This window comes from Lentibacillus sp. JNUCC-1, from assembly GCF_009741735.1.
Classification (GTDB): domain Bacteria; phylum Bacillota; class Bacilli; order Bacillales; family Amphibacillaceae; genus Lentibacillus_B.
The window spans coordinates 1,877,144-1,896,385 of the sequence record NZ_WHOH01000001.1 but is presented as its reverse complement, the minus strand read 5'-3'; the positions used below and the strand labels follow the sequence as shown (position 1 = coordinate 1,896,385).

The window sequence follows — 19,242 nt, the reverse complement described above, 5'->3', positions numbered from 1 at the left end:
CCTCCCTATAGGGGTTTTCTAACCGGTTTACAATACTTCCGGAGCTAATGAAACGATTTTCATGAATTGTGCATCGCGCAATTCGCGTGCGACTGGTCCAAAAATACGCGTACCTCTTGGACTTTTGTCGTCACGAATGATGACGGCAGCATTTTCATCAAATCGAATATATGATCCGTCTTTACGGCGTACACCGGATTTTGAACGAACGATGACAGCTTTGACAACTTCGCCTTTCTTGACAACGCCCCTGGTGTAGCTTGTTTTACCGAACACACGATAACATCGCCAATGTTGGCTGTTTTACGGCCAGTTCCACCAAGAACTTTGACAGCAAGCACTTCACGTGCACCTGAGTTGTCTGCAACTTTTAAACGTGTTTCTTGTTGAATCATACCACTGTGACCTCCCTTCGGAAACATCCGAGCTTACTTGGTTAAATAATGACCGCTTCTTCGACGATCTCGACCAGACGGAAGCGTTTTGTAGCTGAAAGTGGACGTGTCTCAGCAATACGAACCACATCACCCATTTTAGCCTGGTTGTTTTCGTCATGTGTTTTGAACTTTTTAGAGTATTTTACACGTTTGCCATATAAGGTATGAAACTTGTAGGTTTCGACCAGAACAGTGATTGTTTTATCCATCTTATCGGATACAACACGGCCAGTGTATACTTTACGATTATTACGTTCAGTCATTGAGGAACCTCCTCCCATATCAGTTGTTAACGCTTAGTTCACGTTGACGTGCGACAGTTTTCATACGAGCAATTGATTTTTTCACTTCACGGATCCGTGCAGTGTTTTCCAATTGTCCAGTTGCCAGTTGAAAGCGAAGATTAAACAGTTCCTCTTTCAATGACCTTACCTTTTGTTCAATTTCGGCAGTGGTCAGTTCTCTGATTTCATTAGCTTTCATTGGATTCACCACCAATTTCTTCGCGTTTTACAAACTTAGTTCTGATCGGCAGCTTGTGGGAAGCAAGACGCAATGCTTCGCGAGCAACTTCCTCAGGTACGCCGGCGATTTCGAACAAGATTTTTCCTGGTTTTACAACGGCAACCCATCCTTCAGGTGCACCTTTACCGGAACCCATCCGAACCTCAAGGGGTTTAGCTGTATATGGTTTATCCGGGAAAATTTTGATCCAAACTTTACCGCCACGTTTCATGTAACGGGTCATTGCGATACGTGCTGCTTCAATCTGACGGCTTGTGATCCAAGTTGATTCAAGCGCCTGCAGGCCGTAATCACCAAATGCTACGGTTGTTCCGCCCTTGGCCATTCCTTTCATGCGGCCACGGTGCTGTCTACGATATTTGACACGTTTAGGCATTAACATAATGCATGTCCCCCTTCCTTATTTTTTTGGTTTTTCTGGAAGGACTTCTCCACGATAGATCCATACTTTAACACCAAGTTTACCGTATGTTGTGTCGGCTTCAGCTTGGCCGTAATCGATATCGGCACGTAAAGTATGAAGTGGTACTGTTCCTTCGCTGTAGTGTTCGGCACGGGCAATGTCGGCTCCGCCAAGACGACCGGAAACCTGTGTTTTAATGCCTTTTGCACCGGAACGCATAGTACGCTGGATGGTCTGCTTCTGTGCACGACGGAAAGAAATACGATTTTCCAATTGACGTGCGATGTTTTCAGCTACAAGCTGAGCATCCAAATCTACTTTTTTAATTTCAACGATATTAATGTGTACACGCTTGCCTGTTAAGCTGTTAAGAGCTTTTCTAAGGGATTCAACCTCGGAACCACCCTTACCGATAACCATACCAGGCTTGCCTGTGTGAATTGTAATATTGATTCGGTTGGCTGCACGTTCAATTTCAATAGAGGAGACCGAAGCAGTCTGCAACCGGTTTTCAAGGTATTCTCTGATCTTGATATCTTCATGCAACAGGTCTGCATATGACTTGTCTGCATACCATTTAGATTCCCAGTCTTTGATGACTCCGATACGCAGACCAGTAGGATTAATTTTCTGACCCACTAACTATCCCTCCTTCTTTTCTGATACAACCACCGTGATGTGGCTCGTGCGTTTATTAATTCTGCTTGCACTGCCTTGTGCGCGAGGGCGGAATCTTTTTAGAGTTACACCTTCATCGACAAAGGCTTCTGAAACAAACAAGTTGTCGGTATCCATTTCATAGTTATGTTCAGCATTTGCAATAGCAGAGTTTAGTACTTTTTCTACGACGGGAGAAACGCCTCGCTGTGTATGACGCAGGATGGCAACTGCTTCTCCAACATCTTTTCCTCGAATCAGATCAACGACTAGACGTGCTTTACGAGGAGCAATACGAACAGTTTTCGCAACGGCTTTAGCTTGCATGTTTTAATGCCTCCTCTCTTTAGCGTTTGGTTTTTCTGTCATCGCCTGAGTGCCCTTTAAACGTGCGTGTCGGGGCAAATTCACCCAGTTTGTGGCCGACCATATCTTCTGTGATATAAACAGGCACATGCTTGCGTCCGTCATATACAGCGATTGTGTGGCCTACAAATGTAGGGAAAATAGTTGAACGGCGTGACCATGTTTTAATAACTTTTTTCTTATCAGTTTCATTTTGCGCATCTACTTTTTTCAATAGATGGTCATCTGCGAAAGGTCCTTTTTTCAAACTGCGACCCATAGGAAAAGCCTCCTTCCAGAGTTGGGCAGTGCGTTTTTGCACCAGCCCTTCATCCCATTATTTTTTACGTTTACGGACAATATACTTGTCGCTTGGTTTATTGCGCTGACGTGTTTTGTAACCAATTGTTGGTTTGCCCCATGGTGATACTGGTGACGGCATACCGATTGGTGCACGTCCTTCACCACCGCCATGTGGGTGATCGTTAGGGTTCATAACAGAACCGCGTACTGTTGGTCTCTTTCCGAGCCAGCGTGAACGACCTGCTTTACCAACACGAACGAGTTCATGCTCGATATTGCCAACCTGCCCGACTGTAGCGCGGCATGTAGTCAAAACGAGACGTACTTCGCCTGAAGCTAAACGAACAAGTGTATATTTGCCTTCGCGACCTAGAACTTGTGCTTCTGCACCTGCAGAGCGTGCAAGCTGTCCGCCACGTCCTGGCTTCAATTCCACGTTGTGAATAATAGTACCAACTGGAATATTTGCTAGAGGCAAAGCGTTACCGACTTTGATATCAGCATTTTCGCCTGATTCAATTTCCTGACCGACTTTCAATCCTTTTGGTGCCAGAATATAGCGTTTTTCACCGTCTGCATAATGGATGAGAGCGATGTTTGCTGTACGGTTGGGATCATACTCAACTGTAGCAACGCGTCCTGGTATACCATCTTTGTCTCGCTTGAAGTCAATCAGACGATACTGACGCTTATGACCGCCGCCTTGGTGGCGCACTGTTAACTTACCTTGGTGGTTACGGCCTCCGCGTTTTGACTTCGGAGCAAGCAATGATTTTTCAGGTGTGTCTGTGGTGATTTCAGAGAAATCGAGAACAGACATATTACGTCTACCATTTGTGATAGGTTTGAATTTTTTTATAGCCATCGTGTTTTCCCTCCTCGCTTATGTGATTTTAGCTTTCAAAGAAGTCGAGATCTTTAGAGTCCTCGGAAAGCTGCACGACTGCTTTTTTACGATCTGAACGGTAGCCGCCATAACGACCCATCCGCTTGAATTTGCCTTTAAGATTCATTGTGTTGACCTTAATAACTTTAACATTGAAAACAAGCTCAACAGCATGTTTGATCTCTGTTTTATTCGCTTTTGGGTCAACTTCGAATGTGTACTTCTTATCTGCCATTAAATCAGCAGAGTGTTCTGTAATGACAGGGCGTTTTACAACATCGCGTGGATCTTTTTTCATTATCCAAGCACCTCCCCTGCTTTTTCAGCTGCTTCTTTAGTCAGAATCAGCTTGTCATGCATCAGCAAGTCAAGTACATTCAGTTGGTTCACCGTAATAACATGAACATGCTGCAAGTTGTTTGCTGAACGTGCAACAAACTCCTCGTTGTCAGCTGTTACGATAAGAGCTTTCTTATCAACATTTAGTGCATTTAGCATGCTGACCATGTCTTTTGTTTTAGGTGCTTCAAATGAAATGCTGTCAAGAACGACAAGATTGCTTTCTTTTACTTTTGTTGACAATGCTGACTTAAGTGCGAGTCTGCGTACTTTTTTCGGCATTTTTTGACTGTAGCTGCGTGGTGTTGGACCGAAAACAACGCCACCGCCTACCCACTGTGGTGAGCGAATGGAACCTTGACGCGCACGTCCTGTTCCTTTTTGGCGCCACGGTTTGCGTCCGCCGCCGCTTACTTCTGAACGGTTTTTAACAGCGTGTGTGCCTTGACGTAATGATGCACGCTGCAATACGACTGCTTCGTGGAGCACGTGGTTGTTTGGCTCAATACCGAATACGGAATCATTCAATTCCAGGTCTCCGGACTGTGAACCGTCTTGTTTGAACAATGCTACTTTAGGCATGACATATCCTCCCTTCGTATCTGTAATTATTTAACGTCCTTAATAGAACTTGTGATTTTAACAAAAGATTTTTTCGCACCAGGAACATTGCCTTTAATCAAAAGCAAGTTGCGTTCAGTGTCGACTTTCACAATTTCAAGGTTTTGAATTGTAACCTGGTCGCCACCCATCTGTCCTGGCAATGGACGGCCTTTGAATACCCGCATTGGGTCAACCGCACCGAGTGAACCTGGGCCTCTGTGGTAATGTGAACCGTGTGTCATTGGTCCGCGAGCCTGATTATGGCGTTTGATTGAACCTTGGAAACCTTTCCCTTTGGAAGTTCCAGTCACATCAATTTTATCGCCTGCTTCAAAAACATCTACGCTGATCTCTTGACCGACTTCATATGCGTCAAGATCCGCATGACGGATTTCACGAACGTAGCGCTTAGGGGTCGCGTTTGCTTTTTCAGCATGACCTTTTTCAGCTTTGTTGACGCGTCCTGCTTTTTTATCGGCAAAACCGATTTGCAAAGCTTCATAACCGTCGTTTTCGAGTGTCCGCTTTTGCAGGACTACGTTAGCATCAGCCTGCACAACTGTTACTGGGACCAATTCGCCCTCTTCCGAAAAAAGCTGCGTCATGCCGATTTTTTTACCTAAGATTCCTTTCGTCATCCGTTACACCTCCTATAAATAAACCGCAGTTATTATAATTTAATTTCAATGTCAACACCTGATGGCAGATCCAAACGCATGAGCGAATCTACTGTCTTTGGCGTTGGGTTAACAATATCGATCAGGCGCTTATGTGTGCGCATTTCGAATTGTTCACGTGAATCCTTGTACTTGTGCACCGCACGCAATACTGTGTAAACAGATTTTTCAGTTGGCAATGGAATCGGTCCCGATACACTAGCACCAGAACGTTTTGCCGTTTCAACGATCTTCTCCGCAGATTGATCGAGGATGCGGTGGTCATACGCTTTAAGACGAATTCTGATTTTCTCTTTTGCCATTACTTTCCCTCCTTTACGCCCATTTTATAATAGACTTGCTCCGTGAAAATTTCTTGGTCGCCCGCCATGGCAAAGGGGCCGGGTGTTCCAACAACCTTCCACTTCATAGCATTAAAACGCCGCTCGTAACGGGTAGGCTGTTGTCAATCCCCCGTTCCAAACGGACTTTTTTATGACCAACATTCACATTATATAGAATAAACGTGGTCAGTGCAACCTTTTTCCGAAGAAATTTGCCCGATCGCACATTTTTATATTATACGGCCTATAACGACCAAATGCAAGCCTGACAAGCATTTTTCACAAAAAAACTTACACATAACCTCAAAAATCAACAGTAACCCGAAAAATTACTTTTCCACTTACTATTCGACACAAACTGCGACATAGTGAAAACATATTCTGGCTGTTAAGTTAAAAGGCAAATCAACGTGCGTAATAAGAGTGGGGTGATTTCCGCTACGGACAGTTCGCTTTAACTTCATCACAGCTCAAGTGTGACATCTGTTCAAGAAAACCACTTTCACAGTGTCTTCTTTGCCAAGGGGCCTGCAGGACGCAGGTCGTTCGATTTTGGCGCAGGACGCGCCGGTTTTAATCGAACATCCCCTGACGTCTCCTTGCCCCGGCAAGGGGTATGTCGACGTTGTCCGCAAAGGACGCTCTTAGTCGACCCTCCCTAATGTACCCCTCACTGCGGGGTCTTCGGACTCATGCTATTCCCGCAGTCGACTGTCCTTCGCTCCAATCACCCTCATCTTATTCGGAAGCTTGGACGGTTCTGTACTAAATTGAATCATTTACATTCTCTCGCTTAGCTTCAGTAACCCTTAGCTTTGTGTGCAATTTATTTTTATTGAATCATCATAACACCAAGTTACGTGCTCAGTTAAAAAAGTATAATACACACTTACACCGATCTCCGGGAAAACACGGAGACTCCTATGGGAGCAAAAGCCTAGATGAGACCCCGGAGGTCGTCAGACCGAGGAGGCTCATCAGCGCCCATGGAAAGCGCAGTGTTTTCCCGGAGATCGGTGGGGGCGAGGCAGTCGCAGCATATGCCCCTACGTCGCAGTTTACGCAAAGTGCGATATAAAGCGGTTTGATACTCTTTTTGGAATAATGGCGAACTGTAGGCATAGAAAAACAGGCAGCGTGTGCACCCGCTGCCTGTTTTGTGTTTGATTTATTATTTGATTGGCTGCTTATTTCTGGATTGAAGAAACAACGCCTGATCCAACTGTACGTCCGCCTTCACGGATTGAGAAGCGTGTACCGTCTTCGATAGCGATTGGTGAAATGAGCTCAACGTCCATTTCAATGTTATCGCCAGGCATTACCATTTCAACGCCTTCTGGCAATTGAATAACACCAGTTACGTCCGTAGTACGGAAGTAGAACTGTGGGCGGTAGTTAGCGAAGAATGGTGTATGACGTCCACCTTCTTCTTTTGAAAGAACATAAACTTCAGCTTTGAAGTTTGTATGTGGTGTGATTGAGCCAGGCTTGGCCAATACCTGTCCACGGTTGATATCTTCACGGTTTACACCACGAAGGAGTGCACCAATGTTGTCGCCTGCTTCTGCATAGTCAAGAAGCTTACGGAACATCTCAACACCTGTAACAGTTGTTTTAGATGGATCTTCAGCAAGACCGATAACTTCTACTTCGTCGCCGACCTTAACTTGTCCACGCTCAACACGGCCTGTAGCAACAGTTCCGCGTCCAGTAATTGAGAATACGTCCTCAACAGGCATCATGAACGGCTTATCAGTGTCGCGCTCTGGAGTAGGGATGTACTCGTCTACTGCAGCCATCAATTCAACGATTTTCTCTTCATAGTCTGCGTCGCCTTCAAGAGCTTTCAGTGCAGAACCTTTGATAACTGGTACATCGTCACCAGGGAATTCGTATTCTGTCAACAGATCACGAACTTCCATTTCAACGAGTTCAAGCAATTCTTCGTCGTCTACCATGTCAGTTTTGTTAAGGAAAACAACAATCGCAGGTACACCAACGTTACGTGAAAGCAGGATGTGCTCACGAGTTTGTGGCATTGGGCCGTCTGCTGAAGATACAACAAGGATAGCTCCGTCCATCTGAGCAGCACCAGTGATCATGTTTTTAACATAGTCAGCGTGTCCTGGGCAGTCAACGTGTGCATAGTGACGTGTTTCTGTTTCGTACTCTACGTGAGAAGTTGCGATTGTGATACCACGTTCTTTCTCTTCTGGAGCACTGTCAATCAGGTCATATCCCATTGCTGAACCAGAACCATTTCTCTTGTGCATAACTGTTGTAATAGCAGCAGTCAACGTAGTTTTACCATGGTCAACGTGTCCAATAGTACCGATGTTCACATGGGATTTCGAACGATCAAATTTTTCTTTAGCCATTTAGATGTTCCTCCTTAGGTAAGGTGTATTATTTTTGTTTAGCTAAAAATAATGATAAAACACTTATTTGTTAGCCTTTACTCAATGTTATACTTCAGAATGCCGAAAAAATCAATTATTGACCGGCGTTTTTCTGAATAATTTCTTCTGAAATGCTCTTTGGCACTTCTTCATAGTGATCAAAGTGCATTGTATAGGTTCCGCGTCCTTGTGTGTTTGAGCGAAGTGCTGTAGCATAGCCAAACATTTCAGCAAGTGGAACAAAGCAATTGACAACTTGAGCAGGTCCGCGAGACTCCATGCCTTCCATGCGTCCGCGACGGGATGTTACATCACCGATGATATCGCCCATGTATTCTTCTGGAACAACAATTTCAACTTTCATCATTGGTTCAAGAAGAACTGGTTTACACTTCTCTTTGGCAGCACGAAGCGCCATTGAACCGGCAATTTTGAATGCCATCTCGTTTGAGTCGACATCGTGATAGCTGCCGTCATAAAGTGTTGCTTTGATATCAATCAACGGATATCCTGCAAGAACACCGCTTTCTGTTGCCTCTTCGATACCTGATTCAACTGATGGGATGTATTCACGAGGAACGACACCACCAACAATCTTGTTTTCAAATTCAAAGCCGGCACCTTCTTCGTTTGGTTCAAATTTGACCCAAACGTGGCCGTATTGTCCACGTCCACCAGACTGACGGATGAACTTGCCTTCCACTTCGGCAGAACCGCGGAAAGTCTCGCGATACGCAACCTGTGGCGCACCAACGTTTGCTTCAACTTTGAATTCACGTTTCAGGCGGTCAACGATAACGTCCAGGTGAAGTTCACCCATACCGGAAATGATCGTTTGGCCTGTTTCGGTGTTTGTTTCAGTTTTGAATGTTGGATCTTCCTCAGCAAGCTTGCCAAGTGCGATACCCATTTTATCTTGGTCTGCTTTTGTTTTTGGTTCAATTGCGACTGAGATAACCGGGTCAGGGAATTCCATAGACTCAAGGATAACTTGATCCTTTTCATCACAAAGTGTATCCCCTGTTGCAGTGTCTTTCAAGCCAACAGCTGCAGCAATTTCACCGGAGTGGATTTCAGAAACCTCTTCACGGGAGTTTGCGTGCATTTGCAGGATACGGCCGACGCGCTCACGCTTGTCTTTGGCTGTATTCTGAACGTATGAACCGGATTTAAGTACACCGGAATACACACGGAAGAAGGTCAGCTTACCAACATAAGGGTCTGTCATAACCTTAAACGCCAAAGCTGAAAATGGTGCGTCATCTGTGGAAGGACGTGTCACCTTTTCTTCAGAGTTTGGCAGGATGCCTTCGATATCTGCTACGTCTGTTGGTGCAGGCAGATAGTCGATGACACCGTCAAGGATCAATTGAACCCCTTTGTTTTTGAATGCTGATCCGCAGAAAACAGGATAGAACTCAACATCCAGCGTTGCTTGTCGAATTACTTTTTTCAATTCATCGTTGGAGATTTCTTCTCCTTCGAGGAATTTCATCATCAGATCTTCGTCAAGTTCTGATACAGCTTCAACGAGCTCAGCACGCAGGCGTTCTGCTTCTTCCCTGTATTCTTCAGGAATCTCACGCGATTCATCTTTAGTACCCAAGTCATCAAGATAGAAGTGTGCTTCCATGTTGATCAAGTCGATGATACCATCAAATTGATCTTCTGCACCAATTGGCATTTGCACCGGATGGGCATTGGCACCAAGTCTATCTTTCAAAGTGCTTGTAGCATAAAGGAAGTCAGCGCCGACTTTGTCCATTTTATTAATGAACACCACGCGCGGCACGCCGTATGTTGTCGCTTGACGCCATACAGTTTCCGTTTGTGGTTCAACACCGGATTGGGCATCCAGTACAGTTACAGCTCCGTCAAGAACTCTTAACGAACGCTCAACTTCTACTGTGAAGTCCACGTGGCCCGGGGTATCGATGATATTAATTCGATGGTTTTTCCACTGGGCGGTTGTCGCAGCAGAAGTGATTGTGATACCACGCTCTTGCTCCTGTTCCATCCAGTCCATCTGAGAGGCGCCCTCATGGGTTTCGCCTATTTTATGAATACGTCCTGTATAGAAAAGAATACGCTCGGTTGTTGTCGTCTTACCAGCATCAATGTGCGCCATGATTCCGATGTTACGTGTCTTTTCCAAGGAGAACTCTCTAGCCATGTATTCTTCTCCTTTCTGTTATAAAGTTTTAGTGAATTACCAGCGATAGTGGGCGAACGCTTTGTTGGCTTCTGCCATTTTATGCAGTTCTTCGCGCTTCTTGACTGCTGCACCTGTGTTGTTGGATGCATCAAGAATTTCATTTGCCAAACGTTCTTCCATCGTTTTTTCTCCGCGGAGACGTGAATAATTCACGATGTAACGGAGTCCCAGAGCCTGACGGCGTTCTGGACGTACTTCCATTGGTACTTGGTAGTTTGAACCACCTACACGGCGTGCCCGTACTTCAAGTACTGGCATAACATTTTTCATTGCTTGTTCGAAGACTTCCATCGGGCTCTGACCGCTTCTTTCTCCAACAAGTTCAAATGCTTTGTATAGGATTTTTTCAGCTTTACCCCGTTGTCCATCAACCATGATCTGATTGATCAGACGGGTGACTAACTTTGAATCATACAGGGGATCTGGTAATACATCTCGCTTTGGTACTGGTCCTTTACGTGGCATGTGTCCCCCTCCTTTCCTCAATCTGTTACGACTTCATCTTAAAGTCATTTTATTTCTTTTTCTTAGCTCTTTTAGTACCGTATTTTGAACGGCCTTGTGCACGGCCTTCAACACCGGCAGTATCAAGCGCACCACGGACAATGTGATAACGTACACCAGGCAAGTCTTTAACACGACCACCGCGGATCAAGACAACACTGTGTTCCTGAAGGTTGTGTCCGATTCCCGGAATATATGCTGTCACTTCCATGTTATTGGATAGACGCACACGTGCATATTTACGAAGAGCCGAGTTCGGTTTCTTCGGAGTCAAAGTACCAACACGTGTACATACACCGCGTTTTTGTGGAGAGTTTTGATCCGTGAACTTTTTCTTGAAGCTGTTGTAGCCTCTGTTCAAAGCAGGAGAATCATATTTTTTAGGTTTGTTCACGCGGCCTTTGCGGACTAATTGATTAATTGTAGGCATGATTATTTTCCTCCTTTCCTGTGTTACTTAAGGTTTTGAAGCCACCTTTCAAGGCATGTTTGTAATACCACACAGCCAGGTGGTTCATTTTTTGGCAAAAAACAACGCCTCGCCATGCAAGGCTCACCAAATGACTACCGTTTAATTCCTACGGCAGCCGCACCAACTTCTATACCAGACGCAGCGCCGAGTTTTTTCATAGAGTCGACACGTTCGCATGGTATATCAAACTCTTCAGCCACTGTCACTACTTTTCTTACAATATGCTTCTCGGCGTCATCGGCCACATATACTTCAGAAACTTCGTGTTTTTTGATGGCTTTGAGTGTTTGTTTGATTCCGATAATGACTCGTGATTGCATTTGAGTCACTTTTTCATAAGACATGTGCATATCCTCCAAAGCAACTTTTATCGGAAGTACCTTGAATATATTATCATTATCATTTTTCAATGTCAACTGTCATTTATCCCTTTTTTTGCTTTATTGACAGATGGGAGGGAGCCATAGCCGGCTCCCTTCTCACCTATCATAAATCTTGCAGGAAAATAAGGTTTACTGGATTGTTTCTGTTTGAATATCTTCGGATTCTTCATCGGCTTCAGGTTCCAGTGGAACGTCAGCATCTGGCTGGATTTTGCGGTAGCGCTGCATACCAGTTCCCGCAGGTACAAGTTTACCGATAATAACGTTCTCCTTAAGACCTAACAATTCGTCTGTCTTACCTTTGATGGCAGCATCAGTCAGGACACGTGTTGTTTCCTGGAAGGATGCAGCAGATAAGAATGAATCGGTCTCAAGTGACGCTTTAGTGATTCCAAGCAGAATTGGTTCACCGACTGCAGGCTGACCCTCTTCTTGCAGAACAGCTCTGTTTGCTTCTTTAAACTGGTGAATCTCCTGAAGCGAACCTGGCAAGACAGCTGTGTCACCGGCATCAACGACACGGATCTTACGCATCATCTGACGTACCATGACTTCAACGTGCTTGTCGCCGATTTCTACACCTTGCATACGGTAAACACGCTGAACTTCACGCAGCAGATAAGCCTGAACGCCTTCTACGCCTTGCACACGCAACAGGTCTTTCGGGTTGACTGACCCTTCTGTCAGTTCATGACCGGCAATCACCTGATCACCGACTGTCACGCGCAGACGGGCATTGTATGGCACCGCATAAGAGCGTTCTTCCACATCGCCTTTAATAACGATTTCCTGCTTATCTTTCACTTCCTTGATATCTTCCACCACACCGAAGATTTCGCTGATGACGGCTTCACCTTTAGGGTTCCGTGCTTCAAAGAGCTCCTGAATACGCGGAAGACCTTGTGTGATGTCGTCACCGGCTACACCGCCTGTGTGGAATGTTCTCATTGTAAGCTGAGTACCTGGTTCACCGATTGACTGAGCAGCGATGATCCCAACGGCTTCTCCCACTTCAACTTCATCACCTGTTGCCAGGTTGCGGCCGTAACACTTCTGACACACACCGTGCTTAGTATTACAAGTAAAGGCCGAACGGATGGTTACTTTCTCAATCCCTGCCTCTACAATCTGTTTACCTTGATCCTCAGTAATAATTTCGTCAAAGTTGACAATCACTTCGTTCGTATCAGGGTGAACAATAGTTTCAAACGCCGTTCTTCCGATTAGTCTGTCGAGTAATGGCTCGATCAACTCGGAACCGTCGGAAAGGGCTGTAATGTCAAGACCGCGATCTGTGCCGCAATCTGTCTCTCTTACAATAACGTCCTGAGCCACATCTACCAGACGGCGTGTCAAGTAACCAGAGTCAGCCGTCTTAAGGGCTGTATCGGCAAGACCTTTACGAGCACCGTGAGTTGAAATAAAGTACTCAAGAACCGTGAGACCTTCTCTAAAGCTCGATTTGATCGGCAGTTCAATAATGCGTCCAGCCGGGTTAGCCATGAGACCGCGCATACCTGCGAGCTGAGTAAAGTTAGAAGCGTTACCACGTGCCCCTGAATCCTGCATCATTAGGATTGGGTTGCGTTTGTCTAGTGATTGCATCAGTTTTTCCTGAATAACATCTTTCGCCTCAGACCAAATGGCAATAACACGATCATAACGTTCTTCATCAGTAATCAGGCCACGTCTGAATTGCTTCAGTACCCTTTCAACTTTCTCCTGGGACTCATCGAGAAGCTTACCTTTTTCCGGAAGGACCACAATGTCAGAGACACCAACAGTCATACCTGCTTTGGTAGAATATTTGAACCCAAGGTCTTTCATGCGGTCAAGCATTTTGGATGTTTCGCTGATTTTAAATCGTTTAAAGACTTCGGCGATAATGTCTCCGAGAAAGCCTTTTTTAAATGGCAACACCAATTCACGTTCCTGAATATTTTTTTGAATATCAGTGTTCGTGTCAACAAAATATTGAGCTGGTGTGTGCTCTTCCAAATTCGTTTTGGACGGCTCATTCATATAAGGGAATGTGTCGGGCAAGATTTCGTTGAAAATCAACTTACCGACCGTCGTAATGAGTAACTGGCTGTTTTGCTTCTCGCTAAAGGTTTTGTTGTTCAAGCTTGAAGCCTGAACAGCAATGCGTGTATGCAAATGGACATAGCCATTTTGATACGAAATGAGCGCTTCATTGGTATCTTTAAATACATACCCTTCACCGACCGCCCCTTCACGTTCCATGGTCAGGTAATAGTTACCGAGAACCATGTCCTGTGACGGTGTAACAACCGGTTTTCCATCTTTTGGATTCAAGATATTCTGAGCTGCGAGCATTAGAATTCTAGCCTCTGCTTGAGCTTCAGCAGACAGGGGTACGTGGACAGCCATTTGGTCCCCATCAAAGTCTGCGTTATAAGCTGTACAAACAAGCGGGTGCAATCGAATTGCACGACCTTCAACAAGTGTCGGTTCAAACGCCTGTATGCCGAGTCTGTGCAGGGTTGGTGCACGGTTTAACAGAACAGGGTGCTCTTTAATCACTTCTTCGAGCACATCCCAGACCTCTGGATGAACGCGTTCGATTTTGCGCTTCGCTGATTTAATATTATGGGCAATACCTTTTTTCACAAGCTCTTTCATAATAAACGGTTTGAATAATTCAAGTGCCATTTCTTTCGGAAGACCACACTGATACATCTTCAGACTTGGACCAACAACGATAACGGAACGTCCTGAATAATCCACACGTTTACCGAGCAAGTTTTGACGGAAACGTCCTTGTTTACCCTTAAGCATATGTGACAAGGATTTTAATGGTCTGTTTCCCGGACCAGTAACAGGGCGGCCGCGTCGGCCATTGTCGATCAAAGCGTCGACTGCCTCTTGAAGCATTCTTTTTTCGTTTTGAACAATAATGCTTGGTGCTCCGAGATCGAGCAGACGCTTAAGACGGTTGTTACGGTTAATAACCCGTCGGTATAAATCATTCAAGTCAGATGTCGCAAATCTGCCCCCATCAAGCTGAACCATTGGTCTGATCTCAGGCGGAATCACTGGCAGAACGTCAAGGACCATCCAGGACGTTTCATTCCCAGAATTTCTGAATGCCTCAAGAACTTCCAAACGTCTGATTGCACGTGTTCTTCTTTGGCCCTGAGCCGTCTTCAGTTCTTCTCGTAAAGTTGCTACTTCTTTCTCAAGGTCAATGTCTTCCAGCAGTCTCCGAATGGCTTCAGCACCCATTTCCGCTTTAAAGGTTTTACCATATTTATCGTAATAGGCTCTATATTCCTTTTCAGCGAGCAGCTGTTTCTTCTCGAGCGGCGTGTCGCCCGGATCCGTTACAATGTATGCGGCAAAATAAATGACTTCTTCCAAAGCACGCGGAGACATGTCAAGTACAAGTCCCATCCGGCTTGGAATGCCTTTGAAATACCAAATGTGGGATACCGGTGCAGCCAGTTCAATGTGACCCATACGTTCACGGCGCACCTTCGCCTTTGTGACTTCTACACCACAGCGATCACAAACAACGCCCTTATATCTGACGCGCTTATATTTCCCACAGTGACATTCCCAGTCTTTTGTAGGGCCAAAAATCCGCTCACAGAATAACCCGTCTTTTTCAGGCTTCAATGTGCGGTAGTTAATTGTTTCCGGCTTCTTAACCTCGCCATGTGACCATGAACGAATCTTTTCTGATGAGGCCAAGCCAATTTTCATATACTCAAAGTTGTTTACATCCAGCAAGGAGCCTACCTCCCTTTATTCGAATCCATATTTGCCTCAAACTCTGTTTCCAACAGTCAATCTACATGGCTGAACCCAGGCTTTAAAACTCAAGTTTTAAAGCCTGTGCAGCCTAATCCATGTCTATATTTAACTTAGTCGCTGCCTGTGTTTCTTCTTCCTCAAGCTGCTTCATGTCTATTTCAGATTGATCGCCTGAGAGCATCTTGACATCCATTCCCAGACTTTGCAGTTCCTTAATCAGCACTTTAAAGGATTCCGGAATGCCCGGTTCAGGCACATTGTCACCTTTAACAATGGATTCGTACGTTTTCACACGACCTACAACGTCATCAGATTTAACAGTCAGGATTTCCTGAAGCGTATAAGCGGCGCCATAGGCTTCGAGAGCCCAAACTTCCATCTCACCAAAACGCTGGCCGCCGAATTGTGCCTTACCACCAAGCGGTTGCTGCGTAACCAATGAGTATGGACCTGTTGAACGGGCATGCAATTTGTCATCAACCATGTGGGATAATTTAATCATATACATGATCCCGACTGATACCCGGTTATCGAACGGCTCACCAGTACGCCCATCGTAAAGGATGGTTTTAGCATCTCTGGCCATGCCGGCTTCTTCCAGGGTTTCCCAAACATCTTCTTCATTCGCACCATCAAATACAGGTGATGCCACATGAATACCGAGTTCTCGCGCTGCCATACCCAAGTGCAATTCAAACACCTGTCCAATGTTCATCCGCGATGGAACACCTAGCGGATTGAGCATGACATCGATCGGAGTGCCATCTGGCAAGTATGGCATGTCTTCTTCAGGGAGTATTTTTGATATAACCCCTTTGTTACCGTGACGGCCAGCCATTTTGTCACCCTCGGAGATCTTTCTCTTTTGCACGATATAGACGCGCACAAGCTGGTTGACGCCTGGTGACAGCTCATCGCCATCTTCACGGTTAAAGATTTTTACATCTAGAACAATTCCGCCGGCTCCGTGTGGCACTCGAAGTGACGTATCACGGACTTCACGGGCTTTCTCTCCGAAAATAGCATGGAGCAATCGTTCTTCAGCTGATAGTTCCGTTACCCCTTTTGGAGTTACTTTTCCGACAAGAATGTCGCCATCTTTCACTTCCGCACCAACGCGGATGATGCCTTGTTCGTTGAGGTTTTTCAATGCATCTTCCCCGACGTTGGGAATGTCCCTTGTAATCTCTTCAGGACCCAATTTGGTGTCGCGGGACTCTGATTCATATTCTTCAATATGAATAGATGTATAGTCATCGTCTTTAACGAGTCTTTCACTCATGATAATCGCATCTTCATAGTTATAGCCTTCCCACGTCATAAAGCCAACCATGACGTTACGGCCTAACGCGAGTTCTCCATCTTCCATGGAAGGTCCGTCAGCAAGGATCTCACCTTTTACAACCCTGTCGCCCTCTGAGATGATCGGACGCTGGTTGTAGCATGTTCCCTGGTTGGAACGGATGAATTTCTGCAGACGATAACGATCAACGTCCCCTTTGACTTCTTTGCCGTCCACAGTGGAGATGCGGCGAACTTCAATCCGGCTCGCTTCAACACGCTCAACAACACCTTCATGACGGCATATAATTGCCGCGCCGGAATCTTTCCCTGACACGTATTCCATTCCAGTCCCAACAATAGGTGCTTGGGGCTGCAACAATGGTACAGCCTGACGCTGCATGTTGGCACCCATCAGTGCACGGTTGGAGTCATCATTTTCAAGGAACGGGATACACGCGGTCGCTGCTGATACAACTTGTTTTGGCGATACGTCCATATAGTCAAGCTGTTCACGCGGCACAATCGTGTTCTCACCGCGGAAACGGGCTATAACCTCATCGTCAATGAAATAGCCGTCTTCAGATAGTTTGGCGTTAGCCTGGGCCACAATATAATGGTCCTCTTCATCAGCAGTCAGGTAGTCGATCTTTGCAGATACCTTTCCTGTTTCAGGATCAACTCTGCGGTATGGTGTCTCAATAAACCCAAACTTGTTCACCTTAGCAAATGATGACAAGGAGTTGATCAAGCCGATGTTCGGTCCTTCCGGCGTTTCAATCGGACACATACGGCCGTAGTGTGAGTAGTGAACGTCACGCACTTCGAAGCCTGCACGTTCTCTCGTTAAACCACCAGGGCCAAGCGCTGACAAACGACGCTTATGTGTCAGTTCTGCCAAAGGATTCGTCTGGTCCATAAACTGAGAAAGCTGTGAGCTTCCGAAGAACTCCTTGATTGACGCAATGACCGGACGGATATTAATTAAATGCTGTGGTGTAATGCTTGACGTATCCTGGATGGACATTCTTTCGCGAACAACGCGCTCCATACGGGAAAGCCCTATCCGGAATTGGTTCTGAAGCAACTCACCCACAGAACGCAAACGACGATTGCCCAGATGGTCAATGTCATCGGTCTGCCCGACATGGTACAGCAAATTAAAGAAGTAGCTGATTGATGCCACGATATCGGCAGGCATAATGTTTTTAATAGATGAATCTGTCGCGGCGTTGCCAATAACGTTTAATTCTCTTTCACCGCTCGGGTCTGTCGGATCCATTATTTTAATAGCTTGTAGTTTAACCTGTTCATCCAGCACACCTTCATGCGGCTCTACCAGACTTTCACCCAACATAGCATCCTCGGATTCGAGAAGCGGAATGATTTTGTCCAGAAGTTTGCGTTCAAGTTTATCGCCTTTTTGCGCAATAACTTCACCTGTTTCAGGATCTGCAATGGTTTCAGCGACAACTTGATTGAACAAACGGTTTTTAATATCTAGTTTTTTATTTATTTTATAGCGCCCAACATGCGCCAAATCGTAGCGTCTCGGATCAAAAAACCTTGAAACGAGAAGACTTTTGGCGTTTTCAACGGTTGGCGGTTCACCCGGACGGAGCCTTTCATAGATCTCAAGAAGGGCTTTTTCAGGGTTTTCCGTGTTGTCTTTATCGAGGGTGTTTTTCAGGTGTTCATTGTCCCCGATTAAGTCAATAATTTCTTCGTCAGTTCCAAAGCCAAGTGCTCGAAGCAACACGGTAATTGGCAACTTACGTGTACGGTCTATCCGCACATAAGCGACACCCTTGGCATCAGTTTCAAATTCAAGCCAAGCGCCTCGATTCGGAATAACTGTAGCGGTAATACCGCGTCTGCCGTTCTTGTCGAATTTCTCATTATAGTAAACACTTGGAGAACGAACAAGCTGCGAGACGATAACGCGTTCGGCACCGTTTATAATAAACGTTCCCGTATCTGTCATTAATGGGAAGTCACCCATAAAGACTTCTTGTTCTTTTACTTCACCTGTTTCATTGTTAATCAGGCGCACTTTCACTCGAAGCGGTGCATTGTATGTGACATCGCGATCTTTCGCTTCGTCGACTGGATATTTCGGTTCACCCAAACTGTAGTCGACAAATTCCAACGATAGATTCCCCGTAAAATCTTCAATCGGAGAAATATCATGGAACATTTCCCGCAGCCCCTCATCCAGAAACCACTGGTAGGATGCGGTTTGAATCTCGATCAAATTCGGTAGCTCCAGCACTTCGCTTATTCGTGAATAGCTTCTGCGCTGACGGTGTCTTCCATATTGAACTAGTTGACCTGCCAACTGCTTCACCCCTTAAATCATGCATTCTTCAACCAAAGTTGAACTTAACTTCTATATTGAAAACCATTTATCCGCCTCGCCAGCAAACAATGGTTTTATTCATAATGCTCATGTATTTCACAAAAAACACTTGTTCTATCAGAGGAATTCGTTTATACTTTTTTCAGAACCTCTTTTTCGCCCTGCTAAAAAATGAAAAAACAAAATGACACGCACATATTCCAAGCTGGTTTGATGTTTTCGTGTCACCCCTCCTAAAAACCGCCGCACAATAGCCAATATTACTCGATTTTACTATTGTTTCCGCACGGTAATAAAATATACATTTCAATAAAGTTCCCCTTGACAGGAAAATTCCATATTAGCATTAAACTA

17 protein-coding genes and 2 pseudogenes are annotated in these 19,242 nt (G+C 45.4%); all 19 read right to left on the bottom strand.

All coding sequences use genetic code 11. The features are described 5' to 3' along the window. Window positions 1–27: 27 nt before the first annotated feature. Window positions 28–395, bottom strand: a pseudogene (rplN, locus tag JNUCC1_RS08835) (50S ribosomal protein L14). A 41-nt stretch (window positions 396–436) separates the two neighbouring features. Beyond that, window positions 437–700, bottom strand: a complete 264-nt coding sequence (gene rpsQ / locus JNUCC1_RS08830; protein ID WP_156645074.1) for a 30S ribosomal protein S17 — start codon at window positions 698–700, stop codon at window positions 437–439. 19 nt (window positions 701–719) lie between these two features. After that, window positions 720–920 (bottom strand): 50S ribosomal protein L29, encoded by a 201-nt coding sequence (gene rpmC, locus JNUCC1_RS08825; protein ID WP_156645072.1) that lies wholly within the window; start codon window positions 918–920, stop codon window positions 720–722. Then, window positions 910–1,344, bottom strand: a complete 435-nt coding sequence (gene rplP, locus JNUCC1_RS08820) for a 50S ribosomal protein L16 (protein ID WP_156645070.1) — start codon at window positions 1,342–1,344, stop codon at window positions 910–912. Before rplP ends, rpmC begins: the two co-directional genes overlap by 11 nt. Continuing rightward, window positions 1,338–2,004: pseudogene (gene rpsC, locus JNUCC1_RS08815) on the bottom strand (30S ribosomal protein S3). Before rpsC ends, rplP begins: the two are co-directional and overlap by 7 nt. Window positions 2,005–2,007: 3 nt before the next feature. Then, window positions 2,008–2,349 (bottom strand): 50S ribosomal protein L22, encoded by a 342-nt coding sequence (gene rplV, locus JNUCC1_RS08810; RefSeq protein WP_156645068.1) that lies wholly within the window; start codon window positions 2,347–2,349, stop codon window positions 2,008–2,010. 19 nt (window positions 2,350–2,368) lie between these two features. Continuing rightward, window positions 2,369–2,647 carry a 30S ribosomal protein S19 gene (gene rpsS / locus JNUCC1_RS08805; protein ID WP_156645066.1) on the bottom strand — a complete coding sequence of 93 codons (279 nt, stop codon included), beginning with the start codon at window positions 2,645–2,647 and terminating at the stop codon, window positions 2,369–2,371. 57 nt (window positions 2,648–2,704) lie between these two features. Next, a complete protein-coding gene (rplB, locus tag JNUCC1_RS08800; RefSeq protein WP_156645064.1) occupies window positions 2,705–3,535 on the bottom strand; it encodes a 50S ribosomal protein L2 in 831 nt (276 codons plus the stop codon). Window positions 3,536–3,563: 28 nt separating this feature from the next. Continuing rightward, window positions 3,564–3,854 (bottom strand): 50S ribosomal protein L23, encoded by a 291-nt coding sequence (rplW, locus tag JNUCC1_RS08795; RefSeq protein WP_156645062.1) that lies wholly within the window; start codon window positions 3,852–3,854, stop codon window positions 3,564–3,566. Then, the gene (gene rplD, locus JNUCC1_RS08790) at window positions 3,854–4,477 is read right to left on the bottom strand and encodes a 50S ribosomal protein L4 (RefSeq protein ID WP_156645060.1); all 624 of its coding nucleotides are present in this window, start codon (window positions 4,475–4,477) and stop codon (window positions 3,854–3,856) included. Before rplD ends, rplW begins: the two co-directional genes overlap by 1 nt. A gap of 26 nt (window positions 4,478–4,503) precedes the next feature. Continuing rightward, window positions 4,504–5,136 (bottom strand): 50S ribosomal protein L3, encoded by a 633-nt coding sequence (gene rplC, locus JNUCC1_RS08785; protein ID WP_156645057.1) that lies wholly within the window; start codon window positions 5,134–5,136, stop codon window positions 4,504–4,506. 32 nt (window positions 5,137–5,168) lie between these two features. Beyond that, the gene (rpsJ, locus tag JNUCC1_RS08780; RefSeq protein ID WP_156645055.1) at window positions 5,169–5,477 is read right to left on the bottom strand and encodes a 30S ribosomal protein S10; all 309 of its coding nucleotides are present in this window, start codon (window positions 5,475–5,477) and stop codon (window positions 5,169–5,171) included. A gap of 1,208 nt (window positions 5,478–6,685) precedes the next feature. Beyond that, entirely contained in the window at window positions 6,686–7,876 is a 1,191-nt protein-coding gene (gene tuf / locus JNUCC1_RS08775; protein ID WP_156645052.1) for an elongation factor Tu, read from the bottom strand. A 115-nt stretch (window positions 7,877–7,991) separates the two neighbouring features. Further along, a complete protein-coding gene (fusA, locus tag JNUCC1_RS08770) occupies window positions 7,992–10,070 on the bottom strand; it encodes an elongation factor G (RefSeq protein ID WP_156645050.1) in 2,079 nt (692 codons plus the stop codon). Between the two features lie 36 nt (window positions 10,071–10,106). Next, entirely contained in the window at window positions 10,107–10,577 is a 471-nt protein-coding gene (rpsG, locus tag JNUCC1_RS08765; RefSeq protein ID WP_156645048.1) for a 30S ribosomal protein S7, read from the bottom strand. Window positions 10,578–10,626: 49 nt separating this feature from the next. Continuing rightward, entirely contained in the window at window positions 10,627–11,046 is a 420-nt protein-coding gene (gene rpsL / locus JNUCC1_RS08760; protein WP_156645046.1) for a 30S ribosomal protein S12, read from the bottom strand. A 134-nt stretch (window positions 11,047–11,180) separates the two neighbouring features. Further along, a complete protein-coding gene (locus JNUCC1_RS08755) occupies window positions 11,181–11,432 on the bottom strand; it encodes a ribosomal L7Ae/L30e/S12e/Gadd45 family protein (RefSeq protein WP_156645044.1) in 252 nt (83 codons plus the stop codon). Window positions 11,433–11,600: 168 nt separating this feature from the next. Next, window positions 11,601–15,224 (bottom strand): DNA-directed RNA polymerase subunit beta', encoded by a 3,624-nt coding sequence (gene rpoC, locus JNUCC1_RS08750; RefSeq protein WP_156645042.1) that lies wholly within the window; start codon window positions 15,222–15,224, stop codon window positions 11,601–11,603. Between the two features lie 112 nt (window positions 15,225–15,336). Further along, entirely contained in the window at window positions 15,337–18,876 is a 3,540-nt protein-coding gene (gene rpoB / locus JNUCC1_RS08745) for a DNA-directed RNA polymerase subunit beta (RefSeq protein ID WP_331713680.1), read from the bottom strand. Between the last annotated feature and the right edge of the window lie 366 nt (window positions 18,877–19,242).